The sequence below is a fragment of the Rahnella contaminans genome, assembly GCF_011065485.1.
Lineage (GTDB): Bacteria > Pseudomonadota > Gammaproteobacteria > Enterobacterales > Enterobacteriaceae > Rahnella > Rahnella contaminans.
Map to the genome: position 1 here is coordinate 107038 of NZ_JAADJS010000008.1, position 17433 is coordinate 124470.

At 53.3% G+C, this 17433-nt stretch carries 16 protein-coding genes and 1 riboswitch; of the genes, 7 read left to right on the plus strand and 9 right to left on the minus strand.

All coding sequences use genetic code 11. From position 1 onward, the window contains the following. Positions 1-8 precede the first annotated feature (8 nt). The 6 genes from GW579_RS22865 to GW579_RS22890 all read right to left on the minus strand — a co-directional run bounded on the left by GW579_RS22865 (position 9) and on the right by GW579_RS22890 (position 6163). Positions 9-1076 (minus strand): aminopeptidase P family protein, encoded by a 1068-nt coding sequence (locus tag GW579_RS22865; RefSeq protein ID WP_165062038.1) that lies wholly within the window; start codon positions 1074-1076, stop codon positions 9-11. Positions 1077-1090: 14 nt separating this feature from the next. Then, positions 1091-2326: a PTS transporter subunit EIIC gene (locus GW579_RS22870; protein ID WP_206739027.1), complete on the minus strand. Its 1236-nt coding sequence runs from the start codon at positions 2324-2326 to the stop codon at positions 1091-1093. 36 nt (positions 2327-2362) lie between these two features. After that, complete coding sequence (locus GW579_RS22875; protein ID WP_152325041.1) at positions 2363-2683, minus strand: PTS fructose transporter subunit IIB; 321 nt, start codon at positions 2681-2683, stop codon at positions 2363-2365. Positions 2684-2689: 6 nt separating this feature from the next. Beyond that, positions 2690-4075, minus strand: coding sequence for a Sapep family Mn(2+)-dependent dipeptidase (locus GW579_RS22880; protein ID WP_165062040.1), 1386 nt, complete (start codon positions 4073-4075; stop codon positions 2690-2692). Positions 4076-4189: 114 nt separating this feature from the next. Further along, positions 4190-5212 carry a LacI family DNA-binding transcriptional regulator gene (locus tag GW579_RS22885; protein ID WP_165062042.1) on the minus strand — a complete coding sequence of 341 codons (1023 nt, stop codon included), beginning with the start codon at positions 5210-5212 and terminating at the stop codon, positions 4190-4192. 189 nt (positions 5213-5401) lie between these two features. Next, positions 5402-6163: a glutathione peroxidase gene (locus tag GW579_RS22890; RefSeq protein WP_165062044.1), complete on the minus strand. Its 762-nt coding sequence runs from the start codon at positions 6161-6163 to the stop codon at positions 5402-5404. Positions 6164-6323: 160 nt separating this feature from the next. Between GW579_RS22890 and oxyR the strand changes: the two genes are divergently transcribed. Then, positions 6324-7247 carry a DNA-binding transcriptional regulator OxyR gene (gene oxyR, locus GW579_RS22895; RefSeq protein ID WP_152325045.1) on the plus strand — a complete coding sequence of 308 codons (924 nt, stop codon included), beginning with the start codon at positions 6324-6326 and terminating at the stop codon, positions 7245-7247. Here the strand turns inward: oxyR and sthA are convergent. Next, positions 7230-8630: a Si-specific NAD(P)(+) transhydrogenase gene (gene sthA, locus GW579_RS22900; RefSeq protein ID WP_152325046.1), complete on the minus strand. Its 1401-nt coding sequence runs from the start codon at positions 8628-8630 to the stop codon at positions 7230-7232. The two genes, oxyR and sthA, sit on opposite strands and share 18 nt — an antisense overlap. A 212-nt stretch (positions 8631-8842) precedes the next feature. On the opposite strand from sthA, the gene fabR reads away from it, so the two are divergent. Together fabR and GW579_RS22910 are read left to right on the plus strand one after the other, a co-directional pair. After that, complete coding sequence (fabR, locus tag GW579_RS22905; RefSeq protein ID WP_152325047.1) at positions 8843-9523, plus strand: HTH-type transcriptional repressor FabR; 681 nt, start codon at positions 8843-8845, stop codon at positions 9521-9523. Continuing rightward, positions 9498-9857 carry a YijD family membrane protein gene (locus tag GW579_RS22910; protein ID WP_165062046.1) on the plus strand — a complete coding sequence of 120 codons (360 nt, stop codon included), beginning with the start codon at positions 9498-9500 and terminating at the stop codon, positions 9855-9857. The genes fabR and GW579_RS22910 overlap by 26 nt, the downstream gene beginning before the upstream one ends. A 21-nt stretch (positions 9858-9878) precedes the next feature. On the opposite strand, the gene GW579_RS22915 is transcribed toward GW579_RS22910, so the two are convergent. Then, the gene (locus GW579_RS22915; protein ID WP_152325049.1) at positions 9879-10073 is read right to left on the minus strand and encodes a hypothetical protein; all 195 of its coding nucleotides are present in this window, start codon (positions 10071-10073) and stop codon (positions 9879-9881) included. Between the two features lie 95 nt (positions 10074-10168). Here GW579_RS22915 and GW579_RS22920 point away from each other — a divergent pair, with 95 nt between their 5' ends. Further along, the gene (locus tag GW579_RS22920; RefSeq protein ID WP_152325050.1) at positions 10169-11755 is read left to right on the plus strand and encodes an MFS transporter; all 1587 of its coding nucleotides are present in this window, start codon (positions 10169-10171) and stop codon (positions 11753-11755) included. 29 nt (positions 11756-11784) lie between these two features. Further along, positions 11785-12924, plus strand: coding sequence for a beta-galactosidase BglB (bglB, locus tag GW579_RS22925; protein ID WP_165062048.1), 1140 nt, complete (start codon positions 11785-11787; stop codon positions 12922-12924). Positions 12925-12995: 71 nt separating this feature from the next. On the opposite strand, the gene trmA is transcribed toward bglB, so the two are convergent. After that, a complete protein-coding gene (gene trmA / locus GW579_RS22930) occupies positions 12996-14096 on the minus strand; it encodes a tRNA (uridine(54)-C5)-methyltransferase TrmA (protein ID WP_152325052.1) in 1101 nt (366 codons plus the stop codon). Between the two features lie 141 nt (positions 14097-14237). Beyond that, positions 14238-14505, plus strand: a riboswitch (cobalamin riboswitch). Between the two features lie 71 nt (positions 14506-14576). Here trmA and btuB point away from each other — a divergent pair. Together btuB and murI are read left to right on the plus strand one after the other, a co-directional pair. Then, on the plus strand, positions 14577-16439 hold the full coding sequence (gene btuB / locus GW579_RS22935; RefSeq protein ID WP_165062050.1) for a TonB-dependent vitamin B12 receptor BtuB: 1863 nt from the start codon (positions 14577-14579) through the stop codon (positions 16437-16439). Continuing rightward, entirely contained in the window at positions 16384-17265 is an 882-nt protein-coding gene (gene murI, locus GW579_RS22940; protein WP_152325054.1) for a glutamate racemase, read from the plus strand. Before btuB ends, murI begins: the two co-directional genes overlap by 56 nt. The last annotated feature ends 168 nt before the right edge of the window (positions 17266-17433 follow it).

A 17433-nucleotide genomic window follows, 5' to 3' on the forward strand; every position in this document is an offset into this window, starting at 1 on the left:
AAATCACTTCAGAAACAGATGTCTTTCCACGCCCGGGGGCTGTGCGTCAGTACCTCGCTGCCCGTTTCCGTCACCAGCACGTCATCTTCAATTCTCACGCCGCCCAGACCCGGCACATAAATTCCCGGCTCGATGGTGATGATCATTCCCGGTTCCAGCTGCTGCGCATTTTGCGGGCTGAGCGCCAGCGCTTCGTGGACATCCAGCCCTAAACCGTGCCCCAGATTGTGACTGAAGTACCCGCCAAAACCCGCCGCTGCAATAATATCTCGCGCCACGGCATCAAGTTCCTGACAACGAATTCCCGGCCTGACGGCGTCACGTGCGGACTGCTGGGCGAGAAGTACCGTGTCATAAATTGCTTTCAGTTCCGCGCTGACGTTGCCCAGTGCGAAAGTGCGCGTCATATCCGAACAGTAATGCTGATACACCGCGCCGAAATCTATCGTCACCAGTTCACCGGTCATCAGCTTTTTATCGGTCGGACGCCCGTGTGGCAACGCGCCGCGCAGGCCAGAAACCACCACGGTATCGAACGACGTTTTACTGCCGCCAGCTTGTCTCACCGCCATTTCGAGATGATCCGCCAGCGTTTTTTCGCTGATACCTGGCCTGATAAACGGGATAACCTTTTCCAGCGCGCGGTCAGCAATTGCCGCAGCCTCACGTATTTTGGCGATTTCATCGGGATATTTATGCACGCGCAAAAACGACATATCCCGGTGTTGCAGCGTCACGTTGCACTGTTTTTCCAGCGCCTGCCACGCAAGATGCGATAACTGGCTGGCATCTGCAAACAACGGTTTACCGGGGATCAGCCGTTTAATCACATCCGCGAGCGGGTTTTCGGCGGTCAGCGTCAGCACCTCAACGTCCGGGTTGTTCTGCCGGCATTCGGCGCTGTAGCGGCCATCGACCAAAATCCACAGGTCGGCTGGCGTAACCAGCACATACCCCGACGCGCTGTACAGTTCTGTTACCGCGTACTTGCTGAACCTGTCGGTCAGAAGCACGGCGGGTAGGTGCTGTTCCTGCATAAGCTGGCGCAGAACGCCCAGACGTTGCTGACGACTCATTATTTTCTCCGGGTTCAGGCGACGTCGAGCAGCCCTTTTTTGATTAAACGGTTACGGTAGAACACGCAGGTCACGGCGATAAACAGCGAACCGCCCGCCAGACCCATCAGGTAGGCCGGAATGTTGCTGACCAGCGGCCATGCCCAGATGGCGGATTCCGGGAACCATTGCACGGCACCCAGTGAAACCCCGAGCAGCGCGCCGATAATTGCCCCCACCACGTATACCGGAATGACAAACCCCGGACGTTCCAGCGCAAACGGAATCGAGCCTTCGGAAATCCCCATAAAACCGAGGAAAATCGCGGTGCGGCCAATCTGATTGAACTGGCGATCGTAAACACGCCGCCCGACCAGCCATTTGTCGATCACCGTAGACAGCCCGAGGCCGAACGAAGGAATAACGACCGCCAGACAGCGCGCGGTTATCGGCAACACTTTTTCCGTCGTAAAGCCGAGCGCCACAAACCCGGCGGCTTTGTTCACCGGTCCGCCGAGATCAAACGCCGTCGCCGCTGCCAGTAAGGTGGCGTAGAAATATGTGCCCGCCGCGCCTGCGGCCTGTAACGCTTCACGGATGAGCGTGTTCAGCCAGCCGCCGATTGGGGTTATCAGGAAAACCATCAGTAACATCGCGACAATGGCGGAAATCAGCGGGATGAAAAATGTGGTTTTGAACGCCAGCCAGTTGTGCGGCAGTTTGATGGTGTTGTTCAGCCAGCGGACGAAATACCCGACCACAAACGCGATCACGATAGCACCCAGAAAGCCCGAAGCGACCGGCGCAGCGGCGGCCCATTCACCATTGATCAGAGCCGGAATGGCGACAGGTTTAATCGAGACATAACCGCCGATAAACCCGGCCGCCAGCGCCGTTTTTCCGCCGATGGAGTTGGCGGTAAATGCTGAGAACATCGGAATGGCGAAGCCAAAAAGCGTGAAACCGAAGCTTTCCATGATGCTGGCGATTTGCAGCATCCAGACCGAACTGCCGCTGTATCGCCCGCTGTTGAGCGCACCCATAATGGATTCGTCCGGCGACATTCCCAGAAAAACATAAGGAATGATTTGCGACAGCGCGCCAATCAGACCGCCCATGATCAGCACCGGGATCATGTAGGAAATACCGGTCATGATGTGTTTGCTAAATTCTTTCCAGGCATGGCTCTGGCCTTTACCTGCAGGCCCCGCAGGCGGTGTGTCGGATGCCTGACTGTGACCGGTATTAATGACTCTTTTTCTTATCGCCACGGAAAACTCCTCGCGCTTAAAAAAGCAAAAGTGGGATCACTGAGCCTGATCGGCCTCAATCTCATCAATCAGTCCGCCGGCATTTTTCACCGCATCTTTCAGTTCAACTTCATACACTTCGACGCCGTTAAAACGCTCGATATTTTGCGGCGTAATACCGGTGGCATGGATGATGACTGTGGCCTGCGCGATATCTTCTGCCGTCAGTTCGTTCTGAATACCGTCGGCACCCTGCGTTTCAATTTTCACGTCATAACCGCGCTGGCGGGCGGCGACTTCAATGGCTTCGGCTGCCATAAAGGTATGAGCAAGACCCATCGGGCAGGCGCACAGCGCAATCAGTTTTTTTGCAGACATCGTGAATTACCTCGTGTTATCGGAAGGAGCGGCGGGCAGATTTGCCAGCCGGTAAAGGGCTTCGGCGTAGATGCCGATGGCGCTGATAAAACGGCTCAGGCTGCCGTATTCGTCCGCACCGTGTGTATTGCCGGAAGAGCCGTCGGGAAATTCGCAGCCAAAAATCACCGCGTTTTGCATTGCGCTGGCGTAACTGCCTGCGCCGGTGGTGCGCGACGGGTGGTTTGTATCGCCGGTATGACGGGTGTAAATCTCGTGCAACGTCTTCACCAGCGCGCTGTCCGGCGGATAAAGGCTCGGTGATTTGACCGGCTCAATGCTGATGCGGCTGTCGGGCCAGCTGAGATTCCAGAGCGTAAGCCGTTCAGCGATGTATTCCGGGGTCAGGTTTTCGGGATAACGGACGTTCAGCGTCAGCGACACCATCCCGTTTTTGATGTTCAGTACGACGGGAACCAGCAGGATCTGACCGCATTCTCCCGGCGTATCCAGCGCGAATTGCACGCCGCTCTGGCCGGTTTCCGGCGCGGTGATTTCGCAAAGTTGTTGTGTCCAGCGTGCGCTGAAACGTTGATGAAGTAGTTGCGCGGCACCGGCAATCGGATTAAGGCAGGCCTCCGGTTTTGAGGAGTGTCCGCCGCGACCATAAAGCTGCCAGTGATTAATTTGTCCCGGTTCGGCCAGCAACGTAAAACCGTCGGGTAACGTCCAGCCGCCAGAGGAGAGCGACAATCCGTTCAGCCGGGCGACGTCAGGGATGGTGTTCAGCACGCTGCCGCAGGACACGGTCAAACCAGGCTGTTCAACCGGGGACGTCAGCGTGACCAGCAAAGAGCCTTTTTCGCCGTAAATCACCGGGAATTTTCCGTCCGGCGTAAAAGCAAAAGCAGGTTGCGGCTGCGATTCAAAATAGCGGCGAATGCAGCGGAAACCACTCTCTTCGTTGCCGCCCGCCACCAGCCGGATGCGGCGTGAGAGAGGAAGATTCAGTTCACGCAGAATATCCAGCGCCAGCCAGGCGGCAATCATCGGGCCTTTGTCATCCACGACGCCGCGACCGATCAGATTGTCGCCCAGCCGCGAGAGCTGATACGGCGGAAAATGCCAGCCGTCACCGGCGGGAACCACGTCAGCGTGACCAAAGACATACACGATTTCCTCGCCGCTGCCGTATTCAATATGCACGGCGTGGTTGTCGACATTGAGTGTGTTCAGCCCGGCGTCGTCGCCGAGTTTTTGCCACCAGCTGAGCGCGTCGGCAACGCCGCGGCCAAAAGGCGCATCCGGCTGTAGGCTGGCAGCGTCGAACGGCGAAGGGATCGCCACCCACTGGGCGAGTAAGGTGAGAAAATGCTGCGCCCGATCCCGGGCATGCGCTGCGAAGTCAGTCATTGACGTTAACCATCCGAAAAACAATGCTCACAGCATTGGGGCTGGCGGAAAAACCGTCAAAAGGCAGGGTTCAGAATTGATAAATAAAACGGGTAAAATTTTTCGCCGGTTTTTTTAAGCAGAAGCGAGAAACGCCGGAGATACCTTCAGACGCGGGTCGTCAGGCAATAATGACTCTCCGGCCAGTTGCGCATGCAGGCATTCCACTGCCCGTGTCGCCATCTCGGTATGACGTGTGGCAACCAGAGGCAAAGCCAGTTTCAGGGAATGTTCGCACTCGCCGAAACCAGCCAGAGCGATGCGCCGCGAGAACAGCCGCCATCGGGAGGTTTGCAAACCTTCGGCCAGCGCGTGATGCGCGGCCAGTAATACCGTCGGGTTGTCGCAAAGGATCGCGGAAATTTTGGGGCTTTGTTTAATGAGCTGAGTGACTGCGCGGAAGCTGTCGTCAAATGTCGCTGCACAGGGCTGACTTAACGATGCGGAAAACGCCAGACCGGCTTTCCCGAGCGCGAGCGAAAGGCCGCCCAGCCGCTCGGCGCGAACCAGCGAATGATTTTCCCCGCCGAGATAACCAATATTCAGGTGCTGTTGTTGAAGTAACGCATCCGTTGCCATGTGTGCGCCCAGCGCATTGTCGGGATGAATTGTCGCGAGCGGACCGGTATGGAAATGCGTGCCGACGCCGGTCAGCGCCACATGCCGCGCCGTCGCCCGCGCATGCAGGGCTTTCAGCGTATCAGGCTGCGCATTGAGTAATTTCCCGCAGACGAAAATCCCGCGCACGTCCTGCGCCAGAAGCTGCGCGGCGTGCTCCAGAAGCGTTGAGGTGTCTGCGTAGCCCGGTATAAGTGTGAAGCCGGTTTGTTGCAGCGCGCAGGACAATTCGGGGAGTAAACCGGCGGCGAAAGCGCAATCTGGTGAAAGCAGAATGCCCGTTCGTGTGAAAGGTGCGACTGACGGTGTGGCCGGTAAACGGTAACCGAGCTGATCGATGGCCTGATAAATGCGCTCCACGCCTTCGGGGGATATCCGTCCTTTGCCGCCAAGCACCAGCGAAACCGCAGCAACGGAAACGCCTGCCAGACGCGCGACATCCTGCTGAGTGATTTTTGTGCGGGGCTTTTGCGCCGTCATCGTCCTGCCATACGGAATAAATTGACCGCAAAGTGTTGCAGGAGAAGGTCGGGAAAAAACGGGCTGAGATCGCAGAAACAAAAAATGGCGGGCACTAAGCCCGCCGAAAGTTCACGTAGTCTAACTTTGCTTTTTTGTTGGTAATGCAGGGATTATCGTCTTACTTCTTACAGCTGTTTCCGGTGAAGCTTATTGTGCAACTTCGCACACTTCTTGTGTTTCTGAATGCAGGTAAACGTCCAGATCGTCGCTTCCGCCGATGTGGCGCCCACCAATAAAGACTTGCGGCACGGTCGCACGGCCGGTGACAGCGCGCAGGCTGACGGTGGTGGCGTCTTTGCCCAGTACGATTTCTTCATACTGAATACCGCGTTCCTGCAACATCTGTTTGGCTTTGGCACAGAACGGGCAGCCCGGTTTGGTGAATACGGAAACCGATTCCTGCACTTTGTATTCGGGTGCCAGGTATTTCAGCATTGTGTCTGCATCTGACACTTCAAACGGGTCGCCCGGCTTGTTTGGCTCAACGAACATTTTCTCGACCACGCCGTTACGTACCAGCATGGAATAACGCCATGAACGCGGGCCGAAACCTAAATCCGCTTTCTCGACCAGCATGTCCATGCCTTTGGTGAATTCACCGTTGCCGTCCGGAATAAAGGTAATGTTCGATGCCTTCTGTTCTGATTTCCAGGCATTCATGACGAACGTGTCGTTAACAGAGACGCACAGAATGCTGTCGACGCCGTGTTGTCTGAACACCGGTGCAAGTTCGTTGTAACGCGGCAGATGGCTTGAAGAACAGGTCGGGGTAAATGCACCCGGCAGTGAAAAGACAATCACTGTTTTGTTTTTGAACAATTCATCGGTGCTGAGATCTACCCACTGATCGCCCTGGCGGGTGTGAAAAGTAACGTGCGGTACGTATTTCCCTTCCTGGCTTGCAAACATGAATAACCTCTTAATTAATCGATAGAATATGAATTATTTTCGGCATTGCCGTTTCGTTGGAAGGCATTATTCACGATAATGGTTGATAGATATAATCGTTGATTGCTATCTTATCTATCGTTATCGGCTATCGCATTGCCTTATAGGGACTGGAGGAAAAATGAACATTCGTGATTTAGAGTATCTTGTGGCACTGGCAGAGTTCCGCCATTTTCGTCGTGCAGCAGATTCCTGCCATGTCAGCCAGCCGACGTTAAGCGGGCAAATCCGTAAGCTGGAAGATGAACTGGGCGTGATGCTGCTTGAAAGAACCAGTCGTAAGGTGCTGTTCACACAAGCCGGTTTACTGCTGGTGGATCAGGCGCGCACGGTCCTGCGTGAAGTGAAAGTCCTCAAAGAGATGGCCAGCCAGCAGGGCGAAGCGATGTCCGGGCCGATGCATATCGGGCTAATTCCTACCGTCGGGCCTTATCTTTTGCCGCAAATCATTCCTTCACTGCATAAAACATTCCCTAAACTCGAAATGTATCTGCACGAAGCGCAAACCCATCAGTTGCTGGCTCAGCTCGACAGCGGGAAGCTCGATTGTGCGATTCTGGCGCTGGTCAAAGAGAGCGAAGCTTTTATTGAAGTGCCGCTGTTTGATGAGCCGATGAAACTGGCGATCTACGACGATCATCCGTGGGCATCACGCGATCGCGTGGCGATGGCGGATCTGGCCGGTGAAAAGCTGCTGATGCTGGAAGACGGACATTGTCTGCGCGATCAGGCGCTCGGTTTTTGCTTCCAGGCAGGGGCGGACGAAGATACGCATTTCCGCGCAACCAGTCTGGAAACGCTGCGGAATATGGTAGCGGCGGGAAGTGGCATTACCTTGCTGCCTTCGCTGGCCGTGCCGAATGAGCGCAGCCGCGATGGCGTCACGTATCTGACGTGTGACAAACCGGAACCCCGTCGCACGATCGCGCTGGTATATCGTCCCGGTTCGCCACTGCGTGGGCGCTATGAACAACTGGCTGAAGCCATCAAAGAGCACATGCAACCTTATATGGATAAAGCCGCGGGCTTAAAAAAGGCGGTTTAATCCGTTCAGTGCCGCTACGCGATAAGCTTCTGCCATGGTCGGATAGTTGAAGGTGGTATTAACGAAATACTCGATAGTATTCCCTTCACCTTTCTGTTCCATGATTGCCTGTCCGATGTGAATAATCTCGGCAGCGCGCTCTCCAAAGCAGTGAATACCCAGAATTTCTTTGGTATCACGATGGAACAGCAGCTTGAGGCTCCCCACATTCATTCCGGCGATTTGCGCGCGTGCCAGATGCTTAAACTGCGCGCGGCCCACTTCGTAAGGTACCTTCATGGACGTCAGTTCCTGCTCGGTTTTGCCGACGGAGCTGATTTCAGGAATGGTATAAATGCCGGTCGGAATGTTTTCGATCAGATGCACTTTCGCTTCGCCCTGAATCATCGCCTGTGCGGCAATGCGGCCCTGATCGTAAGCCGCTGAAGCCAGGCTCGGATAGCCAATGACGTCGCCGACGGCATAAATATGCGACAAAGCCGTCTGATACATGCTGTTTACTTTGAGCAAACCGCGGCTGTCGGCTTCAAGACCAATATTTTCCAGACCCAGTTTGTCAGTGTTACCGGTGCGTCCGTTAGCGTACAACAGCGCGTCAGCTTTCACTTTCTTACCGGATTTCAGGTGCATGATCACGCCGTCTTCCACGCCTTCAATCATCTCGAATTCTTCGTTGTGGCGGATAACTACACCGTTATTCCAGAAGTGATAAGACAACGCGTCTGACATTTCCTGATCGAGGAAAGACAGCAACCGGTCACGGGTGTTGATTAAGTCCACTTTTACGTTCAGACCGCGGAAGATAGAGGCATATTCGCAGCCGATAACGCCCGCGCCATAAATGATGACGTGGCGGGGTTCGTGGCTCAGTTCGAGGATCAGGTCGCTGTCATAAATGCGCGGATGACCAAAATCGACGTTGGCAGGACGGTAAGGGCGCGAACCACAGGCAATCACGATGTTGTCGGCGGTGATTTGTTCGTGCGTGTTATCGGCGTAGCGGATGTTGATGGTATTGGCATCGACAAAACTGGCGTCGCCGGAGAACAGCTGGCATTGGTTTCTTTCATAGAAACCTTGACGCATGCGGGTTTGCTGATTAATGACGGAATCTGCATGACGCAAAATATCCGGGAAACTGGAGCTTAGGGTGCGGGAGTTATCACTGTAGAGCGGGTTTTGGTTAAATTCGATGATTCTGCTGACGGCGTGACGCAATGCTTTGGAAGGGATGGTTCCCCAGTGAGTACATCCGCCACCGACGTTGTTATAGCGTTCGATGACAGCAACCCGGGCGCCTTGTTTAACCAGTCCCATCGCGGCGCCTTCTCCGCCAGGGCCTGAGCCAATGATGATGGCATCAAAATGTGAGTGCTGTGGCATAGTTCGAAACCTATTTTTATACAAAATCACAACGAGAAAGTAACATATTACACCTAATTACCCCACATGCAGTTGTCATTTAATGGTAATACGGCAACATTCTGACCCACTTTATGCTGTGGTATCTATGGCTCCGCCCGGTAAAAATTTTGGTATAGTGAAGCTATAACGGGCGAATAATCAAAAAGAAGAACATTATCCGGATGAATGTTATGGGCGTAAGAGCACAACAAAAAGAGCGCACGCGTCGCTCACTGATTGAAGCGGCTTTTAGCCAGCTGAGTGCCGAGCGCAGCTTTGCCAGTCTGAGTTTGCGTGAAGTGTCCCGTGAAGCGGGTATTGCGCCGACGTCCTTTTACCGGCATTTCCGTGACGTGGATGAACTGGGTCTGACGATGGTTGATGAAAGCGGTTTGATGCTGCGCCAGCTGATGCGCCAGGCGCGCCAGCGTATTGCCAAAGGCGGCAGCGTGATCCGCACGTCGGTTTCGACTTTCATGGAGTTCATCGGAAATAACCCCAACGCCTTTCGTCTGCTGTTGCGCGAACGTTCCGGTACGTCTTCCGCGTTTCGTGCGGCTGTCGCCCGTGAAATTCAGCATTTTATTGCGGAACTTGCCGACTATCTGCAACTCGAAAACCACATGCCGCGCAGTTTTACCGAAGCGCAGGCCGAAGCGATGGTGATCATTGTTTTCAACGCCGGTGCGGAAGCGCTGGACGTGGATATCGCACAGCGCCGCCAGCTGGAAGAGCGTCTGGTGTTGCAACTGCGCATGATTTCTAAAGGTGCGTATTACTGGTATCGCCGGCAGCAGGAAAGAACGGCGGTGACTCCTATTCACAATAAGACCAGAGGTAAAGAAGATGACCGAACAAGCGAACCAGGATAATGGCACTCTGGTTTTGGCTTTGATTGCCGGACTGTCGATTAATGGCACTTTCGATGCGTTATTCAGCTCCGTCGTCGCGTTTTCGATATTCCCGATAATCGCCCTGGTGTTGTCGGTGTATTGCCTTCATGTTCGTTATCACAAAGGCGAAATGCCCACCGGTTTACCGGTGCTGGCTGCGGCCTCTTTCCTTCTCGGATTGCTACTTTACAGTACGTTTGTCCGCGTGGAATATCCTGAATTAGGGTCGAATTCTCTGCCATTGCTGATCAGTGTCGTGCTTTTGTTCTGGATAGGATTGAAGCTGAAAAAGCGTAAATCGACGACGCAGTAACTTCCTCATTCCTATGAAAAATCAGGCAACTTTCAGGTTGCCTTTTTTATGCCTTACGCCTGACCGCGACCTTTTGTGATCTTCTCCGACTGTCTTTTTATGAACTGTCATTTCATAAATATCAAACCTATGTTCAATATTTAGATATTGATCGTCCACTTCTTTATTTCTTTGCCATAAAGTCTGTCTGAGTGGCAAAAACCAAAAGGTTTTCATCCGGGCTCCTCGCTAATTTGAATCATGGCCGGACGAAGTATTTTCGTTCGCATTCAGCCTACGCCTACAGGTGATTTAACAGAGGCCAGACGGCAATGAAAACACGTAAGATAGGATTCTTTAATTACATCGCCTACGGTTCTGGCGATTTTCTGGGGGCAGGCACCACAGCCCTGACCGCGGCGTGGCTGCTTTATTTCTACACCACGTTCTGCGGCCTTTCGCCCATCGAAGCGACCTTCATCTTTGCGACCGCGCGCGTCGCCGATGCGGTGTTAAGCCCGTTAATGGGTTATCTCACGGATAACTTTGGTAATACCTGGCTCGGCAAACGGTTCGGTCGCCGTAAGTTCTTTATTCTGCTTGGTATTCCCTGCGTGTTCAGCTACAGCTTCATGTGGGTGGGCGACATGGGATATGTCTATTACCTGCTGACATATCTGTTGTTCGATATCGTTTACACCATGATTCTGGTGCCGTATGAGACGCTGGTGCCGGAAATGACCGACGATTTCAAACAGAAAACCAAATTCTCTGGAGCCCGTATCGCGCTGGCGCAGCTTTCTGCCATTCTCGCCGCTTTCCTGCCGGGAATTCTGTTGCAGCATTTTGGCAAAGATAATGCCATTTCCTTCTTCTATTCGAGTCTGGTCTTTGCGGTGATCTGCGCCTTCGTACTGACGCTGGTGTACTTCTTTACCTGGGAACGGCCGGAAGAACTCAAATCCGAAGCCACGAAGAAAATTGAGCGCGAACGCCAGCAGCTGACGCTGGTGCAAAGCCTGAAACGCCTGAAAGTGGAACTGTCCTCGACGCTGCGTATCAAAATTTTCCGTCAGCATCTGGGTTTGTATCTCGGCGGGTATATTGCGCAGGACGTGTTTAATGCCGTCTTCACGTACTACGTGGTGTTTGTGCTGATGCAAAGTGCGGCGATTGCTTCCAACCTCATGGGCATGATGGCGATTCTGCAATTTGTGGCGGTTATCGGGATGATCCCGCTGTGCATCCGCTTCGGACCGGCACCGTCCTATCGTCTGGCCGTAACGTTATTCGGGTTGGCGGCGATTTCTTACGGCGTGCTCTATTACACCGGAATGAACGATTCAATGTCGTTACTGCTGCTGATTTCTGCGCTGGCAGGGCTCGGGCGCGGCGGGATCAACTACGTGCCGTGGAATATCTACACCTATATCGCCGATGTCGATGAAACCATTACCGGCCAGCGCCGCGAGGGGATTTTCGCCGGTGTGATGACGCTGACACGAAAAGCCTCGCAGGCCGGTGCCGTGATGCTGGTGGGGATTATCCTGCAACTCGCCGGATTTGTTTCCGGGCAGAGCCAGCAGGTTCCGGCTGTTGGCCACACCATTCTCGGCGTTCTGGTGATCGGCTCACTGCTGATGCTCAGCATGGGCTTCATCATTTCACTGTTCTTCCGCCTTAATCAGAAAACGCACGGCGTGCTGACCCGCGAAACGCAGAAAATGCGTGACGCGAACCGCATCGTGCCGGAGCAAATTACGCCGGAAGATCGGGCGATCGTCGAAATGCTGACAGGGATGAAATACGAATCGCTGTGGGGCAACAACAATATTGGTTATTTGCATCGCCACAATCCGCCACCTGAAAAGCTGACCCGTGAAAATGCCGCCGAAATTCCGGCACAGGGACGTTTGTAAATTTGGTGAATATTTATCAGGAGAACACCATGAAAGTTTTTGAAGTGAAACACAGTGCGCTTTTACGCCAGCCAGAACATTTCATTTCGCGCAATGAACTGAAAGCGCTGATCCACAATGTGACGGACAATCTGGTGAATATCGAAGATAAAACCGGTGAGTTCCTGTTGCGGCTCGACGATGGCCGCGTCATTGACACCAAAGGCTGGGCGGGTTGGGAATGGACGCACGGCATCGGGCTTTACGGTATTTATCAGTATTATCAGCATACCGGTGACGAGAAAATGCGGGCGGTGATCGACGACTGGTTTAGCGCGCGTCTGGCGGAAGGCACGCCGACGAAAAACGTCAATACCATGAGCCCGTTCCTGACGCTGGCATATCGCTACGAGGAAACCGGTAATGCGGCGTGGCGTCCTTATCTGGAACGCTGGGCGGAATGGGTGATGTATGAAATGCCGCGCACTGATAAAGGTGCGATGCAGCACATCGTTTATAACAACGAAAATCATCAGCAGATGTGGGATGACACGCTAATGATGAGTGTGCTGCCGCTGGCGAAAATCGGCAAATTGCTGGATCGGCCTGAGTTTGTGGAAGAAGCAACTTACCAGTTTCTGGTTCACGTTCAGTACCTGATGGATCGCGAAACCGGCCTGTGGTTCCACGGCTGGACGTTCGACGGTCATCATAATTTTGCTCAGGCCCGCTGGGCACGCGGTAACAGCTGGCTGACGATTGCTATTCCCGAGTTCCTCGAACTGGTGGATTTGCCAGAGAACAACGCCACCCGCCGCTATCTGTTACAGGTGCTGGAAAGCCAGGTCAGCGCGCTGGCGAAATGTCAGGATGACAGCGGTTTGTGGCATACGCTGCTCGACGATCCACACTCTTACCTGGAAAGCTCAGCTACTGCCGGATTTGCTTACGGCATTCTGAAAGCAGTGCGTAAACGTTATATCGATGCGTCGTATGCGCCGGTGGCGGAGAAAGCCATTCAGGGCGTGATCAAACACATCAATCCGGCAGGCGAGCTGACGCAAACGTCATTCGGCACGGCGATGGGTAATGATCTCGATTTCTATCGCGAAATCGCGCTGACGTCGATGCCTTACGGACAGGCGATGGCGATTCTGTGTTTGTCAGAATATCTGCGGGTTTATTTGTAATAGGGTGGATAACGGCCAGAAATAAAAACGGGCACCTTCTGAGTGCCCGTTTTTTGTTTTTTCATTCGCCGTCAGATTTTTTCCAGCAGCACGCCAGATTCCATATGGTGCGTGTACGGGAACTGATCGAACAATGCCAGGCGCGTGACGCGGTGGGTCTTACTCAGTGTTTCCAGATTCGCGCACAGCGTTTCCGGATTGCAGGAGATATAAAGAATACGGTCATAGCCAGCCACCATTTTCACGGTTTCGTCATCCAGCCCGCTGCGCGGCGGATCGACAAAAATCGTGTTGCATTCGTATCCGCTTAAATCAACATCCTGCAAACGACGGAATTCACGCACGCCGTTCAGCGCCTGGGTAAAATCCTCGGCTGCCATGCGGATAATCTGCACGTTATCGATATGGTTCGCGGCAATGTTGTATTGCGCGGCGGCGACGGAAGGTTTGGCGATTTCCGTGGCCAGCACACGACGGAAGTTACGCGCCAGAGCCAGCGAGAAGTTGCCATTCCCGCAGTAAAGCTCCAGCAAATCGCCGGTAGAATTTTCCGTAGCCTTGAGTGCCCACTCCAGCATCTGAATATTCATTTCAGCGTTTGGCTGGGTGAAACTGTTTTCCACCTGACGGTAAATCATATCGCGACCCGCCACCGGCAAAACCTCATCGACATAATCCTGATCGAGCATGATTTTGGTTTTCGCAGCGCGGCCAATCAGCTGGATATCAAAACCGTCAGCACGCAACTGGTCGCGCAGAATTGTGGCGGCCTGCTGCCATTCATCATCAAGCTTACGATGGTAAAGCAGTGAGGCGATGATTTTGCCGCTGCGGGTCGAGAGATAGTCGATCTGGAAGATCTTACGGCGCAACGCCGGATCTTGCTTGATGGCTGAGATAAGCACCGGCATCAGGCGGTTAATCAGTTCGCTGGCGGTCGGGAACTGATCCACGCGCACGCGGGCTTTAGTCTGCTGATCAAACATGATGTGGTAAAGGTCGCCCTCATCGTGCCAGACGCGAAATTCCGCGCGCATCCGATAATGGCTGACGGGAGAACGGAAAACGTCAGGCTGCGGCGCATTAAATGGCGACATCATCGCCGTGAGACGTGCGGTCTTTTCCGCCAGCTGGTCGTCGTACTTTTCAATGGGCAGGTTTTCAGGCGTCATCGGTTATCTCGTCTAGCAGGGAATGAATGGACAAACTTAGCGGGGGATTGTAGGGAATGTCTCCGTTAAGTCCACCATTGTTACATTTATATCGTGAAAGCTTACTTGCTATTACGGATGTCTGGATTTCCAAATAGGTTGATCGTACGATTGCGTTTCGGCCTCATTGACTGAGTTAAAAGGGAATCCGGTGTGAATCCGGAACTGGCGCGCAGCGGTATGGGGAAATCACGGCGATAGCATTCTTTATTATGCAGACACTGTTTCCTGCTTCTCTCTCCTTATACAGGAAAGAAGAAAGAGGGGATGGGAAGTCATCGCCCGGTGCGGGTTATCTCAAATAATTACGACGTAATTAATGAGCCTGCAAATCCTAAGTCCGAAGACCTGCCGATGTTACGTCGCATTAATCATCGTCGTCGCGAATTATCGCCGGTGATCCTCTGCGGCATCCGCCAATTAAGTTTGGATGCTCGATTCATGACAATTAAAAAGCATGTGCTGCTGACGGCATTATCCGTCACGGCTTTTTCAGGGTGGGCGCAAGACAGTACTTCCACAAACAGCAGCGATAATATGGTGGTGACCGCTAACCGTTTTCCACAGCCCGTTTCTTCTGTATTAGCGCCAACGGATATCGTCACGCGCGAAGATATCGACCGGTGGCAGTCGAAATCCGTGGCCGATGTGCTGCGCCGTTTACCGGGTGTGGACATCAGCCAGAGCGGCGGAATGGGTCAGCTGACCTCTGTGTATGTTCGCGGCACCAGCTCAAGCCATACTTTGGTACTGATGGACGGTATTCGTCTTAATCAGGCGGGTATTTCCGGCTCCGTCGATGTCAGTCAAATTCCTCTTTCATTAGTTCAGCGCATTGAATTTATTCGCGGCCCGCGTTCGGCGGTTTATGGCTCCGATGCCATTGGCGGCGTCATCAACATTATTACGACGCGCGACAAAGACGGTACAACGCTCGGGGCGGGTGTCGGCTCGCACGGTTATCAGAACTACAATGGCTCAACGCAGCAGAAATTAGGTGAGAACACTACGCTGACTGCGGCAGGGGATTACACCTACACCCGTGGAATCGATGTGGTCGCGGATGGCAATAACGGCGGTGTTCCTCAGCCCGACCGTGACGGCTTCATGAGCAAGACACTGTATCTGGCGCTGCAGCATCAGTTCAATGAAGAGATCAGCGGCTTTGCACGTGCGTACGGATATGACAACCGCACGGCTTATGATGCGTATTATTCGCCGGGCAGCGCGCTGATTGATACCCGTCAGCTTTACAGCCGGACATACGACACCGGTCTGCGTTATCAGAATGGCATTTACGCCACACAGTTAATTGGCAGCTACAGCCACGTCAAAGACTATAACTACGATCCTAAATACGGCCCGTATGACGCTTCCGCTTCTCTGGACGATTCCGATCAGTACAACCTGCAATGGGGTAATACGTTCCAGATAGGGAAAGGGGAAGTCAGTGCGGGTCTGGACTGGCAGAAACTGACGACCGAACCGGGTACCAGCTATCTGGCAGATGGCTATGACCAGCACAATACCGGCGTGTATCTGACCACCCAGCAAAAAATCAGCGATTTCACGCTGGAAGGCGCGGTGCGTAGCGACGATAACTCTCAGTTCGGTCAGCATACCACCTGGCAAAGCAGCGCTGCCTGGGAGTTCGTCGATGGTTATCGTCTGATTGCTTCTTACGGCACGGCGTACAAATCGCCGAACCTGAGCCAGCTTTACAGCGATTACTATGGTAATCCTGATCTCAAGCCTGAAGAAAGTAAGCAATGGGAAGGCGGGCTGGAAGGTCTGACAGGGCCTCTTAGCTGGCGTCTGAACGTCTATCGTAACGATATCGATCAGATGATCGCTTACAACGATTCCACCAGTAATTATTACAACATCGGGAAAGCGACGATTAAAGGCGTCGAATGGACAGGTTCATTCGATACCGGTCCGCTACAACACCAGATTACGCTGGAATATCTTGATCCGCGTGACGCGACCACTAACGAGATCCTGACCCGCCGCGCCAAACAGCAGGCGAAATACCAGATTGACTGGAACATCGCTGACATCGACTGGTCGATCAACTATCAGTATCTGGGACAGCGTTACGACACCGATTACGGTACTTATCCTTATCAGACCGTTAAACTGGGCGGTGTAAGTTTGTGGGATCTTGCGGCCTCATATCCTGTGACCTCACACCTGACAGTTCGTGGTAGAATTGCCAACTTGTTTGATAAAGATTACGAGACGGCTTATGGCTATGCCACACCAGGACGTGAGTACTACCTCTCTGGAAGCTATACCTTCTGACATAACGCAAGTTCCTGACCGTCCGACGGTGCTGGTTTTCGATTCCGGCGTCGGCGGGTTGTCGGTGTATGATGAGGTCCGGCAGATGTTGCCGGACCTGCACTATATATACGCCTTCGATAATGTGGCTTTCCCTTACGGTGAAAAGTCAGAAGAATTTATCGTTGAGCGCGTCGTCGAGATCGTCAGTGCCGTCTCGAGACGCCATCCCCTCTCTATTATTGTCATAGCCTGTAACACGGCGAGCACCGTTTCCCTTCCTGCATTGCGCGCCAAATTCAGTTGTCCGGTCGTCGGCGTTGTCCCGGCCATCAAACCTGCGGCGAAATTAACGCGCAACGGAGTTGTCGGGTTGCTGGCAACGCGTGCGACGGTTCAGCGTCCTTATACGCATGATCTGGTCGCACGGTTCGCGACGGATTGTCAGATTTTGATGTTGGGCTCAGCCGAGCTGGTCGAACTGGCGGAAGCGAAGCTGCATGGCGAAGAAGTTTCACTGGCTGCGCTGAAGAAAATCTTGCATCCGTGGCTGCGTTTGCGCGAACCCCCGGACACAGTGGTATTAGGTTGCACACACTTCCCGCTCCTTTCGGAAGAGTTGTCACAGGTTTTACCCGACGGTACGCGTATGATCGACTCTGGTTCTGCGATTGCACGCCGCGCACATTGGTTAATTGAGACATCTCACGTGCCGATTCCAAAAATAAATCCGGAAGTTGAAATAGAAAGTGTGGCGTATTGCATGGCGATGACGGCTGAAGCGCAAAGTCTGCTGCCTGTTTTGCAGTCATATGGCTTCAGAAGTATCCAGGAATTGCCGCTTTAAACGTCATTTGATGAAAGATTCAGCGGTCAGTAAATTATTTGTATTTTAGGGGTTGCGGCCTTCTGAGAACTCCCTATAATGCGCCTCCACTGACCGGGAACAACGACTGACAAGTCGCTCGGACAGGAAGAGAAAAAGATGAAAGTTCGAATGAATAATCTCTTGACT